Annotated in this window: 17 protein-coding genes; 8 read left to right on the forward strand and 9 right to left on the reverse strand. The window is 73.6% G+C overall.

What is annotated here, in order from left to right:
- Window positions 1-76 precede the first annotated feature (76 nt).
- From IE313_RS07805 to IE313_RS07815, 3 genes are all read right to left on the reverse strand, one after another.
- Window positions 77-1033: a sugar ABC transporter permease gene (locus IE313_RS07805; protein WP_189930197.1), complete on the reverse strand. Its 957-nt coding sequence runs from the start codon at window positions 1031-1033 to the stop codon at window positions 77-79.
- 16 nt (window positions 1034-1049) lie between these two features.
- Complete coding sequence (locus IE313_RS07810) at window positions 1050-2060, reverse strand: carbohydrate ABC transporter permease (RefSeq protein ID WP_189930198.1); 1011 nt, start codon at window positions 2058-2060, stop codon at window positions 1050-1052.
- A 109-nt stretch (window positions 2061-2169) separates the two neighbouring features.
- A complete protein-coding gene (locus IE313_RS07815; protein WP_189930199.1) occupies window positions 2170-3441 on the reverse strand; it encodes an extracellular solute-binding protein in 1272 nt (423 codons plus the stop codon).
- Between the two features lie 662 nt (window positions 3442-4103).
- Between IE313_RS07815 and IE313_RS07820 the strand changes: the two genes are divergently transcribed.
- Entirely contained in the window at window positions 4104-5189 is a 1086-nt protein-coding gene (locus IE313_RS07820; RefSeq protein ID WP_268256689.1) for a LacI family DNA-binding transcriptional regulator, read from the forward strand.
- 69 nt (window positions 5190-5258) lie between these two features.
- Window positions 5259-6272: a phosphatase PAP2 family protein gene (locus IE313_RS07825; protein WP_189930200.1), complete on the forward strand. Its 1014-nt coding sequence runs from the start codon at window positions 5259-5261 to the stop codon at window positions 6270-6272.
- 129 nt (window positions 6273-6401) lie between these two features.
- On the opposite strand, the gene IE313_RS07830 is transcribed toward IE313_RS07825, so the two are convergent.
- The 4 genes from IE313_RS07830 to IE313_RS07845 all read right to left on the reverse strand — a co-directional run bounded on the left by IE313_RS07830 (window position 6402) and on the right by IE313_RS07845 (window position 13259).
- On the reverse strand, window positions 6402-9272 hold the full coding sequence (locus IE313_RS07830) for an FAD-binding and (Fe-S)-binding domain-containing protein (RefSeq protein ID WP_189930201.1): 2871 nt from the start codon (window positions 9270-9272) through the stop codon (window positions 6402-6404).
- A gap of 75 nt (window positions 9273-9347) precedes the next feature.
- Complete coding sequence (locus IE313_RS07835) at window positions 9348-10523, reverse strand: anhydro-N-acetylmuramic acid kinase (protein ID WP_189930202.1); 1176 nt, start codon at window positions 10521-10523, stop codon at window positions 9348-9350.
- 151 nt (window positions 10524-10674) lie between these two features.
- Complete coding sequence (locus tag IE313_RS07840) at window positions 10675-12246, reverse strand: sodium:solute symporter (RefSeq protein ID WP_189930203.1); 1572 nt, start codon at window positions 12244-12246, stop codon at window positions 10675-10677.
- A gap of 8 nt (window positions 12247-12254) precedes the next feature.
- Window positions 12255-13259: a BadF/BadG/BcrA/BcrD ATPase family protein gene (locus IE313_RS07845; RefSeq protein WP_189930204.1), complete on the reverse strand. Its 1005-nt coding sequence runs from the start codon at window positions 13257-13259 to the stop codon at window positions 12255-12257.
- 204 nt (window positions 13260-13463) lie between these two features.
- Here IE313_RS07845 and IE313_RS07850 point away from each other — a divergent pair, with 204 nt between their 5' ends.
- Window positions 13464-14414, forward strand: a complete 951-nt coding sequence (locus tag IE313_RS07850; protein WP_189930205.1) for a MurR/RpiR family transcriptional regulator — start codon at window positions 13464-13466, stop codon at window positions 14412-14414.
- A gap of 41 nt (window positions 14415-14455) precedes the next feature.
- Entirely contained in the window at window positions 14456-15352 is an 897-nt protein-coding gene (murQ, locus tag IE313_RS07855) for an N-acetylmuramic acid 6-phosphate etherase (RefSeq protein ID WP_189930206.1), read from the forward strand.
- Between the two features lie 145 nt (window positions 15353-15497).
- Here murQ and IE313_RS07860 read toward each other — a convergent pair whose 3' ends face one another.
- On the reverse strand, window positions 15498-18491 hold the full coding sequence (locus IE313_RS07860) for a bifunctional [glutamine synthetase] adenylyltransferase/[glutamine synthetase]-adenylyl-L-tyrosine phosphorylase (protein WP_189930207.1): 2994 nt from the start codon (window positions 18489-18491) through the stop codon (window positions 15498-15500).
- Window positions 18492-18722: 231 nt separating this feature from the next.
- Here IE313_RS07860 and IE313_RS07865 point away from each other — a divergent pair, with 231 nt between their 5' ends.
- The 4 genes from IE313_RS07865 (at window position 18723) to IE313_RS07880 (ending at window position 22749) form a co-directional block, all read left to right on the forward strand.
- Window positions 18723-19280, forward strand: a complete 558-nt coding sequence (locus IE313_RS07865) for a pyridoxamine 5'-phosphate oxidase family protein (protein WP_373316938.1) — start codon at window positions 18723-18725, stop codon at window positions 19278-19280.
- A 201-nt stretch (window positions 19281-19481) separates the two neighbouring features.
- On the forward strand, window positions 19482-20369 hold the full coding sequence (locus tag IE313_RS07870; RefSeq protein ID WP_229924450.1) for an alkaline phosphatase family protein: 888 nt from the start codon (window positions 19482-19484) through the stop codon (window positions 20367-20369).
- A gap of 2 nt (window positions 20370-20371) precedes the next feature.
- Window positions 20372-21721, forward strand: coding sequence for an MFS transporter (locus IE313_RS07875; protein WP_189930209.1), 1350 nt, complete (start codon window positions 20372-20374; stop codon window positions 21719-21721).
- Complete coding sequence (locus IE313_RS07880) at window positions 21718-22749, forward strand: TolB family protein (protein ID WP_189930210.1); 1032 nt, start codon at window positions 21718-21720, stop codon at window positions 22747-22749. Before IE313_RS07875 ends, IE313_RS07880 begins: the two co-directional genes overlap by 4 nt.
- Window positions 22750-22899: 150 nt before the next feature.
- On the opposite strand, the gene glnA2 is transcribed toward IE313_RS07880, so the two are convergent.
- A complete protein-coding gene (glnA2, locus tag IE313_RS07885; protein ID WP_189930211.1) occupies window positions 22900-24261 on the reverse strand; it encodes a gamma-glutamylpolyamine synthetase GlnA2 in 1362 nt (453 codons plus the stop codon).
- Between the last annotated feature and the right edge of the window lie 317 nt (window positions 24262-24578).

Below are 24578 nucleotides of genomic sequence, written 5' to 3' on the forward strand. Positions count from 1 at the left end.
GGTCGGGTACGTACGTGCGGGACGGACGGTGGCGCACGGGCGCTGGGGGGCGTCAAAGGGGGCGGCGGGCCGGTGCTCAGCCCTTGGTGCCGCCCGCGGTGAGGCCGGTCACCAGGTTCTTCTGCACCAGGTAGAAGACGACGGAGACCGGGACGGCGATCAGGACCGCGGTGGCCGCCATGTAGTTCCACTGGGCGTCGTGCTCGCTGATGAAGCTCTGCAGGCCCACGGCGAGCGTGTACTTCTGGTCGTCCAGCATGAACGTCGACGCGAAGGCCACCTCGCCCCAGGCGGTGATGCAGGTGTAGAAGGCGGCGACGGCGAGGCCGGGCCTGGCCAGCGGCAGGATCAGCCGCCAGAAGGTGCCGAAGGGCGTCAGACCGTCGACGCGTCCCGCCTCGTCGATCTCGACGGGGATGGTGTCGAAGTAGCCCTTCAGCAGCCAGGCGCTGTAGGGCACGGCGGTGGAGCAGTAGACGAGGATCAGGGCACCGTAGGTGTCGATGAGCCCCAGGTCGGCGAGGATCACGTACATCGGCACCATCAGGACGGCGACCGGGAACATCTGGGTGACCAGCAGGACCCACATCAGCTTGCGGTGGCCCGGGAAGCGCATGCGCGAGACCGCGTAGCCGGTGGTGGCCGCGCAGAGCACGCCGACGACCGTGGTGCCGAGCGACACGACGAGGGTGCTCCGGAGCCAGTGGAAGAAGTCGGTGTGCGCCAGTACGAACGTGTAGTTGGAGAGCGCCGCCTTGCCGGGGATGCCGCCGGGGTGCAGGTAGTCGTTCTTGTCGGGGCCCAGGGACAGGAAGACCAGCCAGCCGATCGGGAACACCGCGATCACGCTGCCCACGGCCAGCACCCCGTGCGAGAGCACGGACGCACCGCGGCCGCGCTCGCCGCGCCGCCGGTTGCGCACCCGGCCGGCCCGCGCCGGGGCGGACGGGGCGGGCGCCCCGGGCGCGGGAGCGGGCGCGTGCCGGGCGCGGGTCGTCGGGGCGGGGGCCGGTGGCGTGCCTGGCGTACTCATCGGTCGGGCTCCTGCGTCAGACGGCGGGTTGTGCATTGCGGGCCAGCCAGCGGCGGTAGACGGAGGTGAAGACGATCAGGATCGACAGCAGCAGCACCCCGTACGCGGCGGACTGCGCGTAGTCGCGCGGCTGCTGGCCGAAGCCGAGCTGGTAGGCCCAGGTGACGAGGATCTGGGCGTCCGGCGCGCCGTGCACGCCGAACAGCAGGTAGATGATGGTGAACTGGTTGAAGGTCCAGATGACGCCGAGCAGCACCACGGTGGAGCCGACCGAGCTGAGCCCGGGCAGCGTCACGTGCCTGAAGCGCTGCCAGGCGCTCGCGCCGTCCATCTCGGCCGCCTCGTACAGCATCGGGTCGATCGCCTGGAGGCCGCCGAGCAGCGAGACCATCATGAACGGCACACCGCACCAGGTGTTGACGAGCACCGCGGCGGCGCGCTGGAAGAAGGTGCTCTCCAGCCACTGCGGCTGCGGCAGGTGCAGCGAACCGAGCACCGTGTTGACGAGCCCGGAGTCGGCGAGCAGGATCCGCCAGGAGAAGACGGTGACGAAGGTCGGCACGGCCCACGGCAGGATCAGCAGCATCCGGTAGACGGTGCGGCCGCGGAGCTTCTGGTTGAGCAGCAGCGCGAGCCCGAGCCCGATCAGGTAGTGCAGGGCCACGCAGAGCGCCGTCCACACGACGGTCCACACGAAGTGGGACCAGAAGCGGTCCCAGGCGGTCGGCCCCCACAGGATGTCGGCGTAGTTGTCTAGGCCGACGAAGCGGTAGGTGGCGTCGATGTGGTTGACGCCGATGGTGCGGGCCGAGTTGAGGCTGTTGGCGTCGGTGAGGGTCAGATAGAGGCCGCGCGCCAGCGGGTAGCCCACCAGCACGCCGAGCACGACGACGACCGGCGCGACCATCGCGTACGCGTACCAGTGGGTGCGGTACCCGTGTTTCAGGCGCGTCAGGAGGCCGGGGCGCGGCGGGCGGCCGGCGCCGCGGCCGGTGTCCGCTGCCGCGCGCTGGACGGCGACTGTCATGGCGTTGCACCTTCTGGGAGTCGGCCCCGGGTCCCGGCCCGGGCGGGGAAGCCGGGACCGCCGGGCCCGCCCGCCCCCGTGCGGCGGGCGGACCCGGCGGTCCGGCTGGTCACTTGCTGAAGCCGGGCAGCAGCTTGGCCATCGCGAGCTCGGCGTTGCCGAGGCCCGCCTTCAGGGACTCCTTGCCGCCCGCGACCTTCGGCAGCTCGCTGTCGAGCGGGGTCCACAGGGAGCTGTACTCGGGCAGCGCGGGGCGCGGGCGCGCGACGGGCAGGACTTTCTGGAACCCTGCGATGCCCGGGTCGGTCCTGACCCGGCCGGTGTAGGCGTCCCCGCGGGTCGGCAGGGTGGAGTTCCTCAGCGCGATCTGCTCCTGCGACGCCTTCGAGGTCATGAACCTCACGAACGTCAGCGCGGCCTTCTGGTGCGCCGCGTCGGACCCGGCGTAGACGGAGAGGTTGTGGCCGCCGGTCGGCGCGCCGGGCTTGCCGGCCGAGCCGGCGGGAACGGGGGCGATGCCGAGGTCGGCCCTGTCCTTGAACGCCGTGCCCTTGTAGAAGTTGGTGATCTCCCACGGGCCCTGGACGATCGCGGCGACCTTGCCGCTCTCGAAGGCGTCCTGCTGGTGGGCGTAGGCGTCGGCGGTGGTGTCGGCCGCGTGCAGGCCCTTGCCGTCGAAGAGGCCCTGCCAGGTCGTGAAGGCCCTGACCGCGGGGGCGCTCCCGACGGTGATCTTCTTGGCGCCGGCGTCGACGGTGTCGGTGCCCTCGCCGTAGAGGAAGGGCTGGGCGTAGTAGCCGGCGGTGGAGCCCCAGTAGCCGTCGGCGCCGGTCCTGTCCTTGATCCTGGCGGCGTCCGCCTTGAGGTGGGTCCAGTCGGCGGGCGGCCGGTCGATGCCCGCCTTGCGGAAGAGGTCCTTGTTGTAGACGAGCGCGAGCGTGTCGGTGACGAGGGGAACCCCGTACGTCTTCCCCTGGAACCGCGCCTGCTTGATCAGGTTCGGCTCGAAGTCGCCCTGTTCGGCGAGGGCGTCGGTGCCGTCCAGCGGCAGCAGGTAGCCCTGCTTGGCGAAGGCGGGGGTCCAGCCGACCTCGGCACGCAGCACGTCCGGGGCGCCCTTGCTGCCCGCCGCCGTGTCGAACTTGTTCTGCGCCTGGTCGAAGGGGACGTTGACGTACTTGACCTTGATGTCCGGGTGGGCCTTCTCGAACTTCTCGACCAGGGCCTGGTAGGTGGGTGCCTCGTTGGTGGCGTTGGACGTGTCCCACCAGGTGATGGTGGTCGGTCCCGAACTGCCGCTGCCGCCGTCGCTTCCGCCGCACGCCGTCGCCGCGAGGGCGAGGGACGCCACCAGTGCGGTGGCCGCTGTGCCACGCCGCATGAGATCTCCTTGAAGGGTCAGAAGCCCGTGGGCCCGGGGACCGCCCGTCCGCTCCCCTGCCGCCGGCTGCCGTGCCTGTGGTGCGTGTCGTACGTGCCGGGGTGCCCCGGCACGCACTGCCGGCGCCGGGCGACGTGAACGTAACAGCGCCGCATTCGTTGCGAAAGACCTTGCAGCAAAAAAATGAAAGGAGGCCCGATGGTTACCGCCCCGTGATCCGGCCTCGGGCCCGAACTGGCGTCGTGTGCCTGGCGGGAGGCGCCGAGGAGGGGCGCAGACGGAGCCTGATCGGCTTCTGCAAGAGTCTGCAAGCTCTTGCCACAATGCCGTCACACAGGGATCATCGACCCCTTGACCCTTGCAAGAGCGGCCTCCGCACCCGGCACCCCCGAAGAGGCAGCGGCCGCCGCACGGGAACGACCGCACACCACTCCCGCACGACCACCCACCGCACCACCGCACCACCGCACCACCGCACCACCCAGTGAGCAACCACCCAGTGAGCAACCACGACGGCGCCCGGCCAGGCAGGCGAAGGCGGCGCCGGCTCAGGCGCAAAGGCAGGCGCGATGACGCAGCAGCCCACCGCGGGGCGCACAACGACCCGCACTCGACGACCGGTTGGTGGGCAGACCGGACCCCGCCCGGTAAGGTCCACCCCTGTGACCGTACGGCTCGCCGACATCGCAGCCCAGGCGGGGGTCAGCGAGGCGACCGTCAGCCGGGTGCTGAACGGCAGGCCCGGGGTCGCCGCGACCACCCGCCAGTCCGTGCTGGCCGCCCTGGACGTGCTCGGATACGAGCGCCCGGTACGGCTGCGCCGGCGCAGCGAGGGCCTGGTCGGCCTGATCACGCCCGAGCTGGAGAACCCGATCTTCCCGGCGCTCGCGCAGGTCATCGGCCAGGCGCTGACCCGGCAGGGCTACACGCCCGTGCTGGCCACCCAGACGCCGGGCGGCTCCACCGAGGACGAGCTGACCGAGATGCTGGTGGACCGCGGCGTGGCCGGGATCATCTTCGTCTCCGGCCTGCACGCGGACACCACCGCGGACACCCAGCGCTACGACCAGCTACGTGCCCAGGGCGTGCCGTTCGTACTGGTCGACGGCTTCTCGCCGAAGGTGCAGGCGCCGTTCATCTCTCCGGACGACCGGGCCGCGACGCATCTCGCGGTGACCCATCTGGTCTCACTCGGGCACACCGGGATCGGGCTGGCCCTCGGGCCGAAGCGGTTCGTCCCGGTGCAGCGGAAGATCGAGGGCTTCGTGCGGGCCGTGCAGGACCAGCTCGGCCTGACCGCCGAGGACATCCACGCCCGTCTGGTCCAGCACTCCCTCTACACGCTGGAGGGCGGTCAGGCGGCGGCCGCCGCGCTGATGGACCGGGGCTGCACGGCGATCGTGTGCGCCAGCGACATGATGGCGCTGGGCGCGATCCGGGCGGCACGGCAGCGCGGCCTGGAGGTGCCCGGCGACGTCTCGGTGGTCGGCTTCGACGACTCCCCGCTGATCGCCTTCACCGACCCGCCGCTGACCACGGTCCGTAAGCCGGTGCCCGCGATGGGTCAGGCCGCGGTGCGCACCCTGCTGGAGGAGATCGGCGGGACTCCCGCACCGCACAGCGAGTTCGTCTTCATGCCCGAGCTGGTGGTGCGCGGATCCACGGCGTCCGTCCCGCCGACCGGTTCGAGCGGTCCCACCGGTACCAGAACACCTGGACCAGGTGACCGAAAAAACCGTAAAGCCTAGATGATGCATTCCTGGCCCAGTGCGGGGGATCCTCGGTAGGAGAACCGCTTTCTGGCAGAATCTCCGCCTATGGGTGACTCAACCGTGACCGCTGTGGAAGATCCACACAAGAACTTCGTCTCACCCATGCTGGACCGTCCACGGGGCGTCCGGGGCGCGCGTCGGGCACTCGGGAGCTGGCGCGCGGACCCGGCGGGCACCACCCGGACGGTCCTGCTGCGGGCGCGCACGCCCCGCAGGCCGCACCTGTGGTTCGAGGTGCTGCTGATCGCCGCGAGTTACTGGGTCTACTCGATGATCCGCAGCGTCGTGCCGGAGCAGCGCGGCCAGGCGATGCGGAACGCCGACTGGCTGTGGGAGCTGGAGCGCCGCCTCGGGATCGCCGTGGAGAGCGCCGTCAACAAGGGCGTGGACTCGGTCAACTGGCTGATCGTGGGGATGAACTACTACTACGCCACGCTGCACTTCGTGGTCACCATCGGCGTGCTGGCCTGGCTGTACCGACGGCATCCCGGCCGTTACTCCGCGACGCGCCTGGTCCTGCTGGTGACCACCGGATCGGCCCTGGTCGGCTACTACCTGTATCCGCTCGCACCGCCGCGGTTGATAAGCCGCAGCATGTTCGTGGACACGGTGGTGACCCACCGGACGTGGGGCTCGCTCGGCTCGGACAGCCTGAAGGACGTCTCGAACCAGTACGCGGCGATGCCGTCCATGCACGTGGGGTGGGCGCTGTGGTGCGGTCTCACCGTCTTCGCGCTGTCGAAGGTGCCCTGGGTGCGGGTGCTCGCGCTGGTCTACCCGGCGATCACGGTCGTCGTGATCGTGGCCACCGCCAACCACTTCTGGCTGGACGCGGTGGGCGGGATCATCTGCCTGGCCTGCGGATACCTGGTGGCGCGCTGGTGGTACGGCGCCTGGCCCTACGCCCTGCCCCGCCGCGTCCCGCGGCCCGGCCCGTCCAGAAGGGCCGCCGCCTCCGTCCCGGTCACCGCGGGTTCGCCGCGCGTGCGCCCCACCGGCTGTACCAACCTGGAGACGGTCGAACTCGTCCGGCGCGCCGCACGCCGGACCAGAGGCTGAGCCGCGGCCGCCGGGGCGCCGAGCCCGCTGCCGGCCACCGCGCCGGGGCGCCCGCCCCGGACCACCCCCGCCCGGCCCCCGCCCGGCGGGTGGCGCGGGCGCCCGGCGGGTGGCGCGGGTGTGACCGGCTCAGGCGGTGGCCTCGTCGAGGAGTTCCAGGACGTGCCGGTAGGGGCGGCCGGTCGCCCGGCTCATCCCCATCTCGCAGGTGCGGTTGCAGGAGGCGTACGCGTCGTAGGTGCGCGCGGTGACCTCGGCGGCCTGGGCTGCGGTCGCCGCCGCGGTGACCTCGGGGTGCAGCAGGCCCCGGTCGCCGGCGAACGCGCAGCAGCCCCAGCTCTCGGGCACGGTGACGTCCTCGCTGAGGGCCCCGGCCACGGTGCGCAGCGCGCCGTCGATGCCGAGGTGGACGGTGGAGCACGTGGGGTGCAGGGCGAGGCTGCCGAGCCGGCGGGGCTCGGGCAGCGCGGGCAGCAGGTGCTCGGCGGTGAAGGCCACGCTGTCGACGAAGCGCAGGGCACCGAAGCGGGACCCCTCGGACGCCGGCAGGGCGCCGAGTAGCTGCTCCAGGCCGTGGGTGCAGGAGGACGCGTCGCAGACCACGGGCAGCCGGCCGTTCTCCGATGCCTCCAGGAGCACCTCCAGCGTGCGCTCGGCCATGGTGCGGTGACCGGCGGTGTAGCCCTTGGACTGCCAGGGGGTGCCGCAGCACAGATCGGCCAGGCCGGCCGGCACGGTCACCGGAACCCCGGCACGCTCGCACAGCCTGAGGAAGGCGGCCGCGGAGCCCGCCGCGTGCGCCGCGGCGGCGCCGCCCCGCTCGGGGGCGAAGACGCTGCCGATGCAGGCCGCGAAGAACACCGCCCGCGCGCCGGTGGGCCGCCGGGCCGCGGGCCTGGCCGGGCCGCCGCGCGGGATGTCGTCCGACCAGGCGGGCACGAGGTCGGTGGCGCCCAGGGAGCGGACCGCCTTGGTGGCGGCGCGCGCGACGGGCGCGGGAATGGCGCCCGCGGTGTTCAACGCGGCCCGCACGCCCTTGACCGCACTCCCCCAGTGCCGGGCCGCGGCGGCACCGGCGCGCTGGGCCCCGGCCCCGTGGCGTTCGGCTCGCAGCCGCTTCATCACCGCGCCGGTGTCGATGGCCACCGGGCAGGAGACCACGCACAGGCTGTCGGCGGCGCAACTGTCGACGGCCGCGTAGGCGTAGTCGGCCTCCAGGGTGCGGCGCCGCTCGTCGTCCCCGGCGGCCGTCGCGAGCGCGATCTCCCGGCTGAGCGCGATGCGCTGGCGGGGGGTCGTCGTCGCGTCCGCGGTGGGGCAGACGGGCTCGCAGTAGCCGCACTCGACGCAGGCGTCCACGGCGGGGTCGACCTCGGGAACGCTCTTGAGGCTGCGCAGGTGGACGGCGGGGTCGTCCGCCAGGAGCACCCCGGGGTTGAGCACCGCGTGCGGGTCGCACAGGCGCTTGAGCTCCCGCATGACCTCGTACAGCTCGTCGCCGTACTGGCGGCGCACGAAGGGCGCCATGGCGCGGCCGGTGCCGTGTTCCGCCTTGAGGGTGCCGCCTGCGTCCAGGACGAGGTCGACCATGTCGTCGGTGAACCGGGCGTACCGCTCGGTCTGCGCGGTGGAGTCGAAACTCTGCGTGAGCATGAAGTGGAGGTTGCCGTCCCGGGCGTGGCCGAAGATCACCGCGTCCTGGTAGCCGTGCCGGTCGAACAGGCCGATGAGCCCCTCGCAGGTGCCGGTCAGCCGGTCCAGGGGCACCGCGATGTCCTCCAGCAGGGCGGTGGTGCCGGGGCGGCGCGCCCCGGCGACCGCGGTGTACAGGCCCTTGCGCAGGTGCCAGAGCGCGGCCCTGGCAGCCGGGTCGCGGGTGAGGGCGGTGCCGGTGACCGCGGGCAGGCGGTCCAGCACGGGCCGTGCCGCGGCGACCGTCGCGTCGAGCGCCCGGGCGTCGTCCTCGGCGAACTCGACAAGCAGCGCGGCGTGCCGCTCCACCCGCAGCCCGCGCAGGTCGGCCACCGGGTCCGGGGCACGCTGCGCCACCCGCAGGGAGGCCGCGTCCAGCAGTTCGGCGGTGCGGGCGCCGGCGGCCAGCAGGGCGGGCAGGGCGTCGGTGGCCTCGGCCAGGCCCGGCAGCACCAGCAGGCCGGTGGCGGTGTGCGGCAGGACGGGGACGGTGCGGAAGACGGCCTCGCCGACGAAGCCCAGCGTGCCCTCGCTGCCGATCATGAGGTGGGTGAGGATGTCGACCGGGTCCGTGTGGTCGAGGAACGAGTTGAGCCCGTAGCCCATGGTGTTCTTCATCGCGAACAGCCGCTCGACGGCGGCGCGGGAGGCGGCCGAGGCACGGATCCGCTCGCGCAGCCGGAGCAGTCCCGCGTGCAGCTCGGGCTCGGCGGCCCGCAGGGCCCCGTCCGCGTCCGGTGCCGCGGAGTCGACCACCGTGCCCGAGGGCAGCACGAACTGGAGGGACTCCATGGTCCGGTAGGCGTTGTCCTGCGTACCGCAGTTCATACCGCTGGAGTTGTTGGCCACCAGGCCGCCGATGGTGCAGGCGGCCTCGCTCGCCGGGTCGGGGCCGAGGCGGCGGCCGTGCGGGGCGAGGCGGGCGTTGGCCTGGCGTACGGTCAGGCCCGGTTGCAGCCGGATGCGCCGGCCCCCGTCGAGGACCTCGGCGGCGCGCCAGTGGCTGCGCACGTCCACCAGGATGCCCTCGCCGCCGGCCTGCCCGGACAGGCTGGTGCCGCCGGAGCGCAGTGTCAGCGGCAGTCCCGCCGCGCGCGCCCCGGCCATCAGCGCGCCCACCTCGGCGGCCGACGCGGCGCGCACCACGGCCTGCGGGGTGAACAGGTACGGCGAGGCGTCGTGGGCGGCGGCGGCCGTGCGGGGTAGGTCGGTCGTCACCCGTGCCGGGTCGCTCACGCACGAGGCCAGCAGGCCGGCCAGGCCGGCTGCCCGGCGGACCGCGGCGGATGGGGCGTCGGAGGGGCTCATGGGTCCTCGGGTGGTGGGTGCGGGCGGGGGACGGGGCGGCGGTCGGCGGGGCGGTCCGCCGGAGCCGGTGGGCGATCAGCCGGATCCGGTGATCCGCATCAGGCGCGGGGGCCGGGCGGCGGGTTCGGGCAGCCGCAGCGGGTGCCGGCCCGGTGTGATGCTGCCCAGCACGGTGGCCCGGCGGGCGCCGGTGCCGGAAGGCAGGGTACCGGGCAGGCCGTGGACCGTGAGGAACCCGAGGACGGCGAAGGCCAGCGCCTCCTTGGCGTCGGAGGGCAGGCCGAGATCGCCGCTGGGGCGGATGGCCACGCCCGGCAGTTCCTCGGCGATCATGCGCATCAGCACCGGGTTGTGTGCGCCGCCGCCGGAGACCACGAGCTGGGTGACCCGGTGGGCGCGGCACGCGTCGGCCACGGTGACGGCGGTCAGCCTGGCCAGGGTGGCCAGGACGTCGTCGGGGCGGGGCGTGGGCACCGCGGTCAGGGCCCGCAGGAGGTACGGCAGGTGGAAGTGCTCCTTGCCGGTGCTCTTCGGGGCCGGCCTGCGGTAGTAGGGGTCGTCGAGGAGCAGTTCCAGCAGCTCGGTGCTGACCTGCCCGGCGGCTGCCCCGCGGCCCTGTGCGTCGTACTCGGCGGCGCCGTCGGTGAAGTGCCGTACGGCGGCGTCCAGCAGGGCGTTGGCGGGACCGGTGTCGAAGGCCAGCGGGTCGGCGCCGGGCGCGACGACGGTGACGTTCGCGATGCCGCCCAGGTTCAGCGCGGCGGGGGTGCCGGGCAGGGCGGCGAGGAGCAGGGTGTCGGTCATGCCGACCAGCGGTGCCCCCTGGCCGCCGGCGGCGACGTCCCGGGAGCGCAGGTCGGAGACCACCGGCAGGCCGGTGGCCTCCGCGATCCAGGCCGGCTCGCCGAGTTGCAGCGTGCCGCGTACGGCGCCGTCCTCGACCCAGTGGTACATCGTCTGGCCGTGCGAGACCACCAGGTCGGCGGCGCCGGCGCACAGCTCCCGCTGGGCGCGCCCCGCGGCATCGGCGAACGCCTGGCCGATGCCGGTGTCCAGTGCGCAGACGTCGTGCGCGCTGGTGGCCGACGGCGGCAGGGTGGCGCCGATGAGGGCGCGCAGGTCGTCCGGGTACGGCACCGAGAGATGGCCGAGGGGCCGCATCACGAGGGTGTCGCCGTCCAGGGCCAGGTCGGCGGCGGCCGCCTCGATCGCGTCGTAGGAGGTGCCCGACATCAGGCCGATCACACGCACGGCGCCTCCTGGATGCGGTGCGCGGCGGTGGGGGCGGGGGCGCACGGCGGAGCCGGGCGGGGCTGCTGCATGGTCTCTCCGGTGCGGTGCGGATGGGGCGGGCACGCGGGCCTGCGCGCCCCGGGTCCTGCCCCGGGGCGCGCGGGCCGTGTCACTCGCGGCCGGCCGGCGCGGCGAGGCGGTCGGGCCCTTCGCCGGCCCCGGCGGCCGGCACCGCGGCGGCGCGCTCCTGCGGTGCGCGGTGGAACAGGCTCATCAGGCCGCCGACCGCGAGGGTGACCAGCACGCCGATCGGCACCAGCCACTGGGCCGCGATCGCCGTCGGGACGGTGGCCCCGGCCACGGTGACGTCGATCTTCACCCAGCGCACGATGTAGGTCATGACGGCCACCGTGACCAGGAAGGCCACGATGGAGTCCACCTCGTTGGCGCGCCGGATCAGCCGGCCGAGCAGGAACGCGCCGAGCAGCGCCCCGTAGGTGTAGCCCGCGATGGCCAGGCCCGTCAGGTAGACGTTGCCGGTGCTGGTGCTGAAGGCGCAGGCGAAGACGGCCATCAGCGCCGCCCACACCAGCGTCATCACCCGGGCGAGCTTCAGCAGGGCCGCGTCGGAGGGCGTCCTGCGGAAGAAGCTGTGGATGATGTCGGCGACCGTCGAGTTCGACATGGAGTTCAGCGCCGCGGACAGCGAGCCCATGGCGGCGCCGAGGATGCCGGCCACCAGCAGGCCGGAGATCACCACGGGCAGGCCGTGCAGGATGAAGTTCGGGTAGAGGTTGTCGGAGCTGGCCAGCCCGAGGTCCTTGAAGCTCCTGCCCTTGTTGTAGGACCACAGCAGCGCGCCGACCAGGGAGAAGGCCGCGAACTGGATGGTGACGAAGACACCCGAGGCGATCATGGCCTTCTGGCCGTCGCGGAGCGTCCTGGTGGTCAGGATCCGCTGGACCATGAGCTGGTCGGAGCCGTGGCTGGCCATGGCGAAGATGGCGCCGCCGATGATGGCCGTCGGCAGGGCGAAGGAGCTGGTGAGGATGTGGGCGGGCGTGAAGTCGGTGTCGAAGAGCCTGAACTGCCCGGCGTGCAGGGCGTCGGAGAAGCCCGCGCCGCCGACATGGCCGGAGAGCACGGCGATGGCGAGGATCGCGCCGCCGAAGTAGAGGAACATCTGGATGGCGTCGGTCCAGATGACCGCCTTGATGCCGCCGAGGTAGGTGTAGACGACGGTGATCACGGTGAGCACGACGATGATGAGCCGGTAGCCGGCGTGCACGCCGAACTCGTCGAGCAGCAGCTTGATCGGGATCGCGGAGGCGAACAGCCGCACGCCCTCGGCGAGCAGGCGGGTGAAGACGAAGGTGACCGAGGCGAGCCCCTGGAGCTTCAGCCCGAACCTGTCCCCCAGGTACTGGTAGGCGCTGACGAACCCGCCGCGCTTGTAGAGCGGGATGAGGACGCCGGCCACGACGACGCGGCCGACGACGTAGCCCAGCGCGAGCTCGACGTTGCCGAACGCCTGGCCGCTGTAGGCGCCGCCGGGGACGCTGATCACGGTCAGCACGCTGGTCTCGGTGGCCACCACGGAGAACGCGACGGTCCACCACGGCATATGGCCCTCGCCGATGAAATAGCTCTTGGCCGTTCTCTGCCGGCCGGCCAGGCGCAGCCCGATCACGGCGATCGCGATCAGATAGACGATGACCACCACGAGGTCGAGTTGGCGCACGCTCACTCCTAAACAACGGCCGGTGGTGCCACCGGTGGGGACGAGGGGGTGGAAGGCGGCGCGGTTCGCCGCCGCAGGCGGGTGACATGGGGCTCGTGCGGAGCTGAGGAGGTGAGGGCCAGCAGGCGCGCGCCGTCCAGCGGGCCGCCGAGCGGTGGCCTCGGGTGCAGCCGTCCGGAGGCGGTGACGGCGGCGGTGAGCGGCTCCATCAGCACGTCGCCGAGTGCCGTCAGGCCGCCCGTGACGGCGACGGGCAGGCCCTCGTCGCCGCCGCCGATCCGGTGGGCGGCCGCGACCACGGCCGCGCCGAGTGCCGTGGCGGCGTCCAGGACGACGGCGCGGGCGGCCTCGTCGCCCTCGGCGGCGGCACGGGCCACCACGGGCGCGAAGGAGGCGGCGGTCCTGGCCGGACTGCCGTCCTCGTGCAGGGCGAGCGGCAGCCGGTCGGGGCTGCCGAACCGGTCGACGGCGGCGGCCAGCAGCGTGGTGGCCGGCCCGCGCCCGTCGTGCGCGCGCAGCGCGGCCCGCAGCCCGGCGGCCCCGATCCACGCGCCGCCGCCTTCGTCGCCGAGCCAGGGGCCCCAGCCGTCGACGCGTGCGTACGTGCCGTCGTCCCCGATGCCGACCGCGACGGAACCGGTGCCCGCGGCCAGCACCACCCCGGGGCCGCCGCCGAGCGCACCGGCGTGCGCGGTGACCGCGTCACTGGTGACGGCCGTCTCGTCCGCGGACAGGTCGTCGAGCAGCAGAGCGGCCAGGGCACGCGCCGCGGCGGGCGCGGACGCGGCACCGGCGGCGCCCACGCAGACCGTGCCCGGCCGCACGCCGTGCTCCCGCTCGATGAGCGGGAGCACGGCGGCGAGCACGGCGGCGCGGGCGCTCTGCACACCGTCGCCGGTGGCCAGGCCGGGAGCGCCCGGCACCTCGTTGACGTCCGAGGGAGCACCGGTGCCGGTCCACAGCACGGCCCGGCAACCGGTCTTCCCCAGGTCCACCGCCACAGCAGCAGTCATACGGCACGCCCTCTTGCTCGTCCGACGGGGATCCGGCGCGTCGGGCAGTCAGGGACCGGACGGCTCGGCGCGGATCGCGGTGCAGCGAGTATCGGAAGGCCGAGCTGCGTATGTCAATAAGTAACTTCCCGTAATGAAGCACGTAATTTTTTGACGCACCCCCTCGCCGTCGCTAGTCTGTCGCCCTCCACCCAGGAGGGATCCATGGCCCAGCAGGTCTCACCCCGCACCCCGGCGCACCCGGCGGACAACGCGACGCCCGCCGACACCCTGGCCCGCATCCGCGCCGCGCGGCCGTCACTGGCTCCCTCGGAACGCCGGGTGGCCGACGCCGTCCTGGCCGATCCCGCCCAGGCCGCTGAGCTGTCCATCGGCGCGCTCGGCAAGCGGGCGAACACCTCGGCGGCCACCGTGATGCGGTTCTGCCGGACCATCGGCCTCGGCAACTATCCGCAGCTTCGCCTGGCGCTGGCGGCCGCCGCCGCCCGCGAGCACGCCCTCGGCGGTGAGCGGCCGCCGGCGGGCACCGACATAAGCGCCACCGACACGCTGGACCAGATCGTCAGCAAGATCATCTACAACGAGGTCCGCGCCCTGGAGGAGTCCGGCGCCGAACTGGACGTCGTTGCGCTCGGCCACGCGGTCGACGCCGTGGCGGGCGCCCGGCGGGTCGACATCTTCGGCGTCGGCGCCAGCGCGTTCGTCGGGCAGGACCTGCACCAGAAGCTCCACCGCATCGGCCGCATGGCCTTCATCTGGACCGACATGCACGCGGCCCTCACCGCCGTCGCCCTGCTCGGCCCCGGCGACGTCGCGCTGGCCATCTCGCACTCCGGTGAGACCGAGGACACCGTCGAGCCCCTCCAGGCCGCCGCGGAGCGCGGCGCCACCACGATCGCCCTCACCAACTACCCGCACTCCCCGCTCGCGGAGAGCGCCGACTTCGCACTGACCACCTGCGCCCGCGAGACCCCGTTCCGCTCCGGCGCGACCGTCAGCCGCATCGCCCAGCTCGCCGTCATCGACTGCCTGTTCGTCGGTGTGGCACAGCGCTCCTTCGAGGCCACCACCGCCGCGCTGGAGAAGACCTACGGAGCCGTCCAGCGCCGCGGGCGCCGCCACCAGCCGGCGCGGCGCGCACCCGCCGGCGACTGACGGCAACGCGAAGAGAACCACCCGGAAAGGACGATCGCGCCGTGGACCTCAGCACACTCGGCACCGAGAGCCGCAACGAGCGGACCGCGGAACTGGACCGTATGCCGGTCGCCGAACTGCTCTCCGTCATGAACGCCGAGGACCTCACCGTCGCCGCCGCGGTCCGCGACGCGCTCCCGCGGATCGGCGCCGCCGTCGAGGCGATCACCGCATCCCTGCGGCAGGGCGGCCGGCTGGTGTACCTGGGGGCCGGCACCAGCGGCCGGATCGGATTGCTCGACGCCGTGGAGTGCCCGCCGACCTTCGGCACGGCGCCCGAGCAGGTGGTGGGCCTGCTGTCCGGTGGGCCGGGCGCGTTCGCCAGGGCGGTCGAGGGCGCCGAGGACGACGCAGGCGCCGCGGCCGCCGATCTCGACGGGATCGGGGTCGGCAGCCGGGACACCGTCGTCGGTCTCGCGGCCAGCGGCCGCACTCCCTATGTGGTGGGCGGCCTGCGGCACGCCCGCGCCGCCGGTGCCCGCACGGTGTCCGTGGCGTGCAACCGCGACGCCGTCATCAGCCGGCACGCGGACATCGCCATCGAGGTGCCGACCGGCCCCGAGGTGCTGACCGGGTCGACGCGGCTGAAGGCCGGGACCGCCCAGAAGCTGGTCTGCAACATGCTCTCCACCGCCTCCATGGTCCGCGTGGGCAAGGTGTACGGGAACCTGATGGTCGACGTCAGGGCCAGCAACGACAAGCTCGTCGACCGGGCCCGCCGCATGGTGGCCGAGGCCGCGGGGACCGACCCGGACACCGCGGCCCGCGCCCTGGCCGCCGCCGGGGGCCACGCCAAGACCGCCATCGTGATGCTGCTGGGGCGCTGCACGCCCGAGGAGGGCGCCCGGCGGCTGGAGCGCGCGGACGGCGACGTCCGGGCCGCCGTCGACCGCTCCTGACGACCCGGCGAGGTGGTCCGGGGCAGGTCCGAGACCACCGCAGCCCCGGACCACGCGCCGCACGCACTGCACGCTGCCCCGGGCCGGGCGCCCCGGGCACCAAGGTCCCCGTGGACGCGGCCGGGACCCGCAGCCGCCGGCGCGGCTAGGACTCGTAGAAGCGCGACTCCACCACGGCGCGCGCCCGGCGCGTGGTGCGCCGGTAGTCCTCCAGCATGTCCCCGGCGTGCCCGGGCCCGTACCCGAGGTACCGCGCCACCGCGGCCAGCTCCCTGACCTCCGTCGGGAACGTGTCGCCCGCCCGCCCCCGCACCAGCATCACCGCGTTGCGCACCCGGGTCGCCAGCACCCAGGCCTCGTCCAGTGTCGACGCGTCCCGCTCGGTCAGCAGTCCCGCCCCGCGCGCCGCGGCGAGCGCCTGCCGGGTCCTCGGGGTCCTGAGCGACGGCTCGTGGCCGCCGTGCCGCAGTTGCAGCAGTTGCACCGTCCACTCGACGTCGGAGAGGCCGCCCCGGCCGAGCTTGGTGTGCAGCGCCGGATCGGCGCCGCGCGGCAGCCGCTCCGACTCCATGCGCGCCTTGAGCCGCCGGATCTCCCGCACCGCGTCCTCACCGAGCCCGGCGGCGGGGTAGCGCAGCCGGTCGGCCAGGCGCAGGAAGCGCCGCGCCAGGTCCTCGTCGCCCGCGACGTACTGCGCCCGCAGCAGCGCCTGCGACTCCCACACCAGCGACCAGCGGCGGTAGTACGCCTCGTACGACTTCAGCGTGCGCACCAGCGGCCCCGACTTGCCCTCCGGCCGCAGCCCCGTGTCGATCAGCAGCGGCGGGTCGGCGCTCGGCAGTTGCAGCAGCCTGCGCATCTCCTCGACGACGGTGTGCGCGGCACGGCCCGCCTCCTGCTCGTCGACGCCCTCGCGCGGCTCGTGCACGAAGACGACGTCCGCGTCGGAGCCGTAGCCCAGCTCGTGGCCGCCGAAGCGGCCCATGCCGATCACGGCGAACCGGGTCGGCAGCTCGTCGCCCCAGCGGTCGCGGACCACGGCCCGCAGCGTTCCCGCCAGGGTCGCCGCCGTCAGGTCGGAGACGGCGCCGCCGACCAGGTCCACCAGCGTCCCCGGATCGCCTCCCGCGGGCCTCTCCTCGGTGCCGTAGGAGCCGATGAGGTCCGCGGCCGCGGTACGGAACAGCTCACGGCGGCGGACCGCCCGGGCCGCGGTGACACCCTGCGCGGCACCCTCGGCGCGGCCCACCGCGGACAGGATCTCCTGCTCGAGCTGGGCCCGCTCGCGCGGTTCGAGGCCGCCCGGGCCGCCGAGCAGGGCGACCGCCTCGGGGGCGCGCATCAGCAGGTCGGGGGCGAGCCGGCCGGCGGAGAGCACCCGGGCGAGGTTCTCGGCCGCCGCGCCCTCGTCGCGCAGCAGCCTGAGGTACCAGGGCGTCTTGCCGAGCGCGTCGGAGACCTTGCGGAAGTTCAGCAGCCCGGCGTCCGGATCGGCGGAGTCCGCGAACCAGCCGAGCAGCACCGGCAGCAGGGTGCGCTGGATGGCCGCCTTGCGGGTCACGCCGGAGGCCAGCGCCTCCAGGTGCCGCAGCGCCGTGCCCGGGTCGGCGTACCCGAGCGCGACCATCCGCTCCCGGGCCGCACCGGTGCTCAGCCTGGTCTCGCCGGGCGCGAGCTGGGCGACCGCGTCCAGCAGCGGGCGGTAGAAGAGCTTCTCGTGCAGCCGTCGGACGACGGAGGTGTGGCGCCGCCACGCCCGGCCGAGGTCGGTGATGGGCTCGGTGCGCATGCCGAGCGAGCGGCCGATGCGCCGCAGGTCGGCCTCGTCCTCCGGCACCAGATGGGTCCTGCGCAGCCGGTGGAGCTGGATGCGGTGCTCCATCGAGCGCAGGAAGCGGTAGGCGTCGTCGAGCTGCACGGCGTCCACCCGGCCGACGTAGCCGCCCGCGGCGAGCGCCTTGAGCGCGTTCAGGGTGGTGCCGCTGCGCAGGGTGGTGTCGGCGCGGCCGTGCACGAGCTGGAGAAGCTGGACGGCGAACTCGACGTCCCTGAGGCCGCCGGGGCCGAGCTTCAGCTCCCGCTCGACCTCCCCCGCCGGGATGTTCTCCACGATCCGGCGGCGCATCTTCTGCACGTCGGCGACGAAGTTCTCGCGCTCCGCGGCCTGCCAGACGAGGGGGGAGACCGCCGCCATGTACGCGGCACCCAGCTCGGCGTCGCCGGCGACCGGGCGGGCCTTGAGCAGCGCCTGGAACTCCCAGGTCTTCGCCCAGCGCTGGTAGTAGGCGAGATGGCTGGCGAGGGTGCGCACCAGCGGGCCGTTGCGGCCCTCCGGGCGCAGGTTGGCGTCCACCGGCCAGATCGAGCCCTCCACCGTCGTCTCGGAGCAGATCCGCATCAGCAGCGAGGCCAGCCGGATCGCGGCCTGGACCGCCTTGTCCTCGTCGGCGCCCTCGACCGGGTCCGCCACGAAGACCACGTCGACGTCGGAGACGTAGTTGAGCTCGTGGCCGCCGCACTTGCCGAGCGCGATCACGGAGAGCCGGCACAGGGCGGCGTCCTCGGGGATCCGCTCCGCTGCGAGGGCGAGCGCGGCACGCAGCGTGGCGGTGGCGAGGTCGGCGAGCTCCGCCGCGGTCTCGGCGACGTCGGTGGTGCCGCAGACGTCGCGGGCCGCGATGGACAGCAGGCAGCGCCGGTAGGCGACGCGCAGCGTGACGGGGTCGTCGGCCCCGGCGAGGCCCCGTTCGAACTCCGCCACGCCCGGGTGCAGGTCCTCCTGCTCGTAGGTGACCAGGGCCTGCCAGTCGCCGGGGTGCCTGGCCAGGTGGTCGCCCAGCGCCTCGGAGGCGCCGAGCACCCCGATCAGCCGGTCGCGCAGCGGCTTGGCGGCGACCAGGGTGTCCAGCAGCGCCCGGCGCCCTGTGGCGTCCGGCTGGGCCTCCACCAGGCGGCCGAGGCCGCGCAGCGCGAGGTCGGGATCGGCGGCGCCGCCGAGCGCGTCCAGCAGGACGGGATCGGTGCGCACGGCGGCGAGCGGGCCGGACGCCAGCAGCCGCTCGGCGGCGGACGGGTCGGTGAAGCCGAGCCGCAGCAGCCGTGTGAAGGTACTGCTCCTGCGCCCTTGCGGCACCGTCATGTTCGCCGGCCTCCTGTTCCGATCAAGGTCGATGGTCCCTGAGCCTACGACGGGAGCAAGCCGTTCCGCCCCGCGCGGGTGCCGCCTTTACCAGGCACAAACCATGTTTTCCGGGCACTATCGAAGAGGTGCCCGAACGGCCCGTGCCACAACCGGGCGACCGGGGCCGACGATTCCCGGCCCCCCGTGCAGTCTGCCCCTCGACCGTCCCGAGCGTCAGGAGGACCGGACATGCCGCACCCCGCACCGCACCCCGCCCCCGGCGGGGCCGCCTTCCCCATGGCCACCGCGCCCGCCGGCGAGCTGGACGCCCGCTACAGCAGCCCGGAGGCCGTCCCCGTCCCCTGGCCGGAGGCCCTGCGCAGGCTGGAGCGGGCCGAGCTGTTCTGGATCTCGACGGTACGCCCCGACGGCCGCCCGCACGTCACCCCGCTGCTGGCCGTCTGGGACGCCGGGGCGCTGCACTTCTCCACCGGAGCCCGCGAGCGCAAGGCCAGGAACCTGGCCGAGAACCCTCAGGTGGTCCTGACCACGGGCACCGGCACCTGGGCCGAAGGCTACGACCTCACCGTCGAGGGCGAGGCGGTCAGGATCACGGACGACGCCCGGCTGCGGGCCCTCGCGGACGCCTGGGAACGCAAGTACGGCGCGGTGTGGCGCTTCGAGGTGCGCGACGGCGCCTTCGTGAGCCGGGAGGGCCCGGCCCTGGTCTTCGCGGTCGCCCCGCGCACCGCGTTCGGCTTCGGCAAGGGGGACACGTTCAGCCAGACCCGCTGGCGCTTCTCCTGAGCCGCCCCGAGACCCCCGGGACGCGAAGCCCCGCGGCCCCGCGGGCAGGCGCCGCGAGCGGCCCCGCGGGCAGGCGCCGCGCACCGCGCCCCGGACGTTCACCCTTTCTTCATGCCCGCTGGGGAGTGGCGTACGGCAGGGGCATCTTGGCGTGAGCATGCTCTGCAGGCCCTTTCCGACTCTCCCCACCGGAGGTCCATCGTGTCCGGCAGAAACGCCTTCCGCCGCGGTCGTTACGCCCTCGTCTCCGCCCTCGCCCTCACCGCGGGTGCCCTGGGGCTGTGGAGCGGGGTCGGCGGATCGTCGACGGCGCAGGCCGCCGCCGGGGTGCCCACCCCCGACCACGTGGTCGTAGCGGTCTTCGAGAACCATGCGTACGGCCAGGTCATCGGGTCGTCCAGCGCCCCGTACATCAACTCGCTGGCGAAGGGCGGTGCCAACCTCACGCAGGCGCACGCCGAGACCCACCCGAGCCAGCCCAACTACATGGCGCTGTTCTCCGGCTCCACCCAGGGCATCACGGACGACAGTTGCTACACGCCCGGCTTCAGCAGCGCGCCCAACCTGGCCTCCCAGCTCATCGCCGCGGGCAGGAGCTGGGGCAGCTACAACGAGTCGCTGCCCAGCCAGGGCTCCACGACCTGCAACAGCGGCGACTACGCACGCAAGCACAACCCGTGGTTCGGCTTCAGCAACGTCCCGACCTCGTCGGCGAAGACGTTCGCGCAGTTCCCGAGCGACTTCACGCAGCTCCCGCAGGTGTCCTTCGTGGTGCCGAACCTCTGCAGCGACATGCACGACTGCTCCGTGTCCACCGGTGACACCTGGCTGAAGAACCACCTGGGCGCCTACGCGACCTGGGCGAAGACCCACAACAGCCTGCTGGTGGTCACCTTCGACGAGGACAACTCGCTCAGCGGCAACCGCATCCCCACCGTGCTCTACGGGCAGCAGGTGACGCCCGGGGCCAGCTCGACGACCACGTACAACCACTACGACCTGCTGCGCACGCTGGAGGACATGCACGGCCTGGGTCACGCCGGCAACGCCGCCTCGGGCAAGGACATCACCGGCGTCTGGACGTCCTGACCGTGTACGTCGCGGACAGCCGCGCCTCCGGCGCGCCGTCCGCGGACGGCACCGCCCGGGCCCCCGACCGGCCCGGGCGGCGCCGTGCCGCGGTCGCCCCCACCGTGCTGGCGCTCGGCACGGTCAGTCTGATCACCGATGTCTCCTCGGAGATGGTCAGCGCCGTCCTGCCGCTGTACCTGGTGGCGGGCCTCGGACTCTCCCCGCTCGGCTTCGGCCTGCTCGACGGCGTCTACAACGGCGTCTCGGCGCTGGTCCGGCTGGTCGGCGGGCACCTCGCCGACCGCGGCAGGGGCCGCCACAAGGCGGTCGCGGCCCTCGGCTACGGCCTGTCGGCGGTGTGCAAGCCGCTGCTGCTCGTCGTCCACGGCCTGCCGCTGATCGGTGCCGTGCTCGCCGCCGACCGCACCGGCAAGGGCCTGCGCACCGCGCCGCGCGACGCGCTGATCTCGCTGTCCAGTGCGCCCGGCGCCCAGGGCCGCGCCTTCGGTGTGCACCGCGCCATGGACACCACGGGCGCCCTGCTCGGCCCGCTCGCCGCCTTCCTGGTGCTGCGTGCGACGACCGACGGGTACGACGCGGTGTTCACGGTGAGCTTCTGCGTGGCCGCCGTGGGCGTCCTGGTGCTGGTGCTGTTCGTCCCCGGCCCCGCGCGGCCGCCCGCGGCACCCGCACGGGGCCGGGGGCCCGCACCCGCGGCGGCGCGGCCCACCCTGCGCGCCGCGCTGGCGCTGCTGCGCCGCCCCGAGATCCGGCGGATCGCGCTGTGCGCGCTGCTGCTCGGGCTCGCGACCGTCAGCGACTCGTTCGTCTACCTGCTGCTGCAACGCAGGCTGGGGGTGCCCGAGGGGTGGTTCGCGCTGCTGCCGCTCGGCACCGCGGCCGCCTTCCTGCTGCTCGCCGTGCCGCTCGGGCGGCTCGCGGACCGCGTGGGGCGGCGCACGGTGTTCCTCGGGGGGCACGTCGCCCTGCTCGGCGCCTACGGGCTGCTGCTCACGGCCGGGCCCGGCGGCGTCCTGCCGTTCGCCGGGCTGCCGTACGCGGTCCTGCTGCTGCACGGCACCTTCTACGCCGCCACCGACGGGGTCCTGATGGCCGCCGCGTCCCAGAGCGTGCCGGCCGCCCTGCGCTCGTCCGGCCTCGCCCTGGTGCAGACGGGCCAGTCCTTCGCCCGCTTCGTGTGCTCGCTCGCCTTCGGCGCCGCCTGGACGGCCTGGGGCGACCGCACCGCGCTGGGCGCCTTCACCGTCCTGCTCGCCTGCTGCCTGCTGGCCGTCGGCCGGGCACCGCGCGGGACGCCCACCACCGCCCCGCCCGCCACGGGCACCACCTCCGAGGAGGCCCCCGCATGACCACCCGGGCCCGTGTGCTCGTCCTCGTCTGCACGATCGTCCTGCTCGCGGCCGTCGCCACCGCCTCCGTGCTGCACGCGGCGGCCCGCTCCGAGCGCAAGGACCGCGCCCGGCCGGGCGGCCCCGGCGTCAGCGCGGGCCGGGTCGCCCTGGTGGGCGGGGGCGGCGGCCGGATCGTCTTCAGGAACATGGCCTGGGGACCGCACCGCGACGAGCTGAGCAGTGTGCCGGCGGACCGGCCCGGCGCTGGGCGCACCGCCTCCGGCGTGCGCTGCCTGCGCTTCCACGCCGCCGCGGGCACCGGCATCTGCCTCCAGGCGGTGCACGGCGCCGTCCAGGACAGCTACCGTGCGGTGGTCCTCGACTCCCGGCTGCACGTGAGGGCGCACTACGCCGTGGGCGGCGTCCCGTCCCGCGCCCGTGTCTCGCCGAGCGGCCGACTGGCCACCTGGACGGTCTTCGTGGACGGCGACTCCTACGCGAACAGCACCTTCTCGACCCGTGCCACCGTCCTCGACACCCGCACCGGAAAGTTGATCCCGTCCCTGGAGGAGTTCCGGGTGGTCAGGGACGGCCGTCCCTACCACGCCGCCGACGTCAACTTCTGGGGCGTCACCTTCGCCGCCGACGACCGCCACTTCTACGCCACACTGGCCACGCAGGGCAGGACCTACCTGGTCCGCGGCGACCTGGCCACCCGGACGGTGACGACGGTGCACGACAACGTCGAGTGCCCGTCCCTGTCCCCCGACGGAACCCGCATCGCCTTCAAGAAGCGCGTCAAGGGCCTGCCCGCGGACGCGCCCTGGCGGCTGTACGTCCTCGACCTGCGCACCGGCCGCGAGACCGCGCTCGCCGAGACCCGCAACGTCGACGACCAGGCGCTGTGGCGCGACGACAGCACCCTCGCGTACGCGCTGCCCGGCGACTACGGCGCCGACCTCTACACCGTGCCCGCCGACGGCAGCGGCGCCCCGCGCCTGCTGATGAAGGCGGCACTGGCACCGGTGTACCTCGGCACAGGCTGAACCCGCCGCCCCGGGGCGGGGCAGCGGGCCGGGGCCGGCTTCCGCGGGCCCCGGCGGGGAGGCCGGGGGCGGCAGGCGCGGTGACGGGAGGCCGGGGCCGCCCGGCCCCGCCCGGAGGGGCAGGGCCGGGGACGGGCCTTCGGGCTGCCGCTACAGCACCGGCAGGCTCTTGCGCAGCTCGAACGCGGTGACCTCGGAGCGGTACTCCTCCCACTCCTGCTTCTTGTTGCGCAGGAAGAAGCCGAAGACGTGCTCGCCGAGGGTCTCCGCGACCAGCTCGCTGTGCTCCATCAGGGAGATCGCCTCGCCGAGGTTCTGCGGCAGCGGCTCGATGCCCATGGCGCGGCGCTCGGCGTCGGTGAGGGCCCAGACGTCGTCGTCGGCGCCGGGGCCGAGCTCGTAGTTCTCCTCGATGCCCTTCAGACCCGCGGCGAGCAGCAGGGCGTAGGAGAGGTAGGGGTTGCAGCCGCTGTCCAGCGAGCGGACCTCGACCCGGGCCGAGCCGGTCTTGCCGGGCTTGTACATCGGGACCCGGATGAGGGCCGAGCGGTTGTTGTGGCCCCAGCAGATGTACGAGGGGGCCTCGCCCCCGGCGCCCGCCGGGCGCTCGGCCCCGCCCCAGATGCGCTTGTAGGAGTTCACCCACTGGTTGGTGACCGCGGAGACCTCCGCGGCGTGCCGCAGCAGGCCCGCGATGAAGGACCGGCCGACCTTGGAGAGCTGGTACTCGGCGCCCGACTCGTAGAAGGCGTTGCGGTCGCCCTCGAAGAGGGAGAGGTGGGTGTGCATGCCGGAGCCCGGGTACTCCGAGAACGGCTTCGGCATGAAGGTGGCCTGCACCCCCTGCTCCAGCGCCACCTGCTTCATGATCAGACGGAACGTCATGATGTTGTCGGCGGTGGAGAGCGCGTCGGCGTACCGCAGGTCGATCTCCTGCTGGCCGGGGGCGCCCTCGTGGTGGGAGAACTCCACCGAGATGCCCATGGACTCCAGCATGGTGATCGCCTGGCGGCGGAAGTCCATGCCGACGTTCTGCGGGGTGTGGTCGAAGTAGCCGGAGGAGTCGGCCGGGGTGGGGCGGGAGCCGTCCACCGGCTTGTCCTTCAGCAGGAAGAACTCGATCTCGGGGTGGGTGTAGAAGGTGAAGCCGAGGTCGGAGGTCTTGGCGAGGGCGCGCTTGAGGACGTAGCGCGGGTCGGCGAAGGACGGGGAGCGGTCCGGCATGAGGATGTCGCAGAACATCCGGGCGGTGCCCGGGGCCTCCGCGCGCCAGGGCAGGACCTGGAACGTCGCGGGATCCGGCTTGGCGATCATGTCGGACTCGTAGACCCGGGCGAACCCCTCGATCGCCGAGCCGTCGAACCCGATGCCCTCGTCGAAGGCCTGCTCCAGCTCGGCGGGAGCGACCGCGACGGACTTGAGGAAGCCGAGAACATCCGTGAACCACAGGCGTACGAACCGGATGTCGCGCTCCTCCAAGGTCCGGAGCACGAATTCCTGTTGCTTATCCATAGTCGACTTCCACCCATCCTTGCTGGTCAGGCTCGCGTGCAACGACGCCATGGGGAACATCGATGCGTATGAGCATCCCACCACGCCATTTCGGGCACATTGCAGGCGATCACCTGAACGTGCTGTGTCTGCTTCCTATCCGGTTCTCTTCGGCCCGGCTCTCGTCCGCTCCCGCCGGTCTCCCGCCCGGCTCGTGTGGTGGCCCATGCCCTCATTGTGGGGCACTCCGGCGCTCTTGATCGAGCCGGGATTCGCGCGGGTCGCCGGGCCCGGCACCGCACCGTGCCGCGATCGGCGGGAGAGGGCCCGCGGCGGCC

This window comes from Streptomyces sulfonofaciens (assembly GCF_014656295.1).
Taxonomy (GTDB): domain Bacteria; phylum Actinomycetota; class Actinomycetes; order Streptomycetales; family Streptomycetaceae; genus Streptomyces; species Streptomyces sulfonofaciens.

Bases quoted from the DNA above. Each gene is read 5' to 3' on its own strand.
- IE313_RS07805 (WP_189930197.1), bottom strand. From the start codon at position 1,033: ATGAGTACGCCAGGCACGCCACCGGCCCCCGCCCCGACGACCCGCGCC.
- IE313_RS07810 (WP_189930198.1), bottom strand. From the start codon at position 2,060: ATGACAGTCGCCGTCCAGCGCGCGGCAGCGGACACCGGCCGCGGCGCC.
- IE313_RS07815 (WP_189930199.1), bottom strand. From the start codon at position 3,441: ATGCGGCGTGGCACAGCGGCCACCGCACTGGTGGCGTCCCTCGCCCTC.
- IE313_RS07825 (WP_189930200.1), top strand. From the start codon at position 5,259: ATGGGTGACTCAACCGTGACCGCTGTGGAAGATCCACACAAGAACTTC.
- IE313_RS07830 (WP_189930201.1), bottom strand. From the start codon at position 9,272: ATGAGCCCCTCCGACGCCCCATCCGCCGCGGTCCGCCGGGCAGCCGGC.
- IE313_RS07845 (WP_189930204.1), bottom strand. From the start codon at position 13,259: ATGACTGCTGCTGTGGCGGTGGACCTGGGGAAGACCGGTTGCCGGGCC.
- IE313_RS07850 (WP_189930205.1), top strand. From the start codon at position 13,464: ATGGCCCAGCAGGTCTCACCCCGCACCCCGGCGCACCCGGCGGACAAC.
- IE313_RS07860 (WP_189930207.1), bottom strand. From the start codon at position 18,491: ATGACGGTGCCGCAAGGGCGCAGGAGCAGTACCTTCACACGGCTGCTG.
- IE313_RS07865 (WP_373316938.1), top strand. From the start codon at position 18,723: ATGCCGCACCCCGCACCGCACCCCGCCCCCGGCGGGGCCGCCTTCCCC.
- IE313_RS07880 (WP_189930210.1), top strand. From the start codon at position 21,718: ATGACCACCCGGGCCCGTGTGCTCGTCCTCGTCTGCACGATCGTCCTG.
- glnA2 (WP_189930211.1), bottom strand. From the start codon at position 24,261: ATGGATAAGCAACAGGAATTCGTGCTCCGGACCTTGGAGGAGCGCGAC.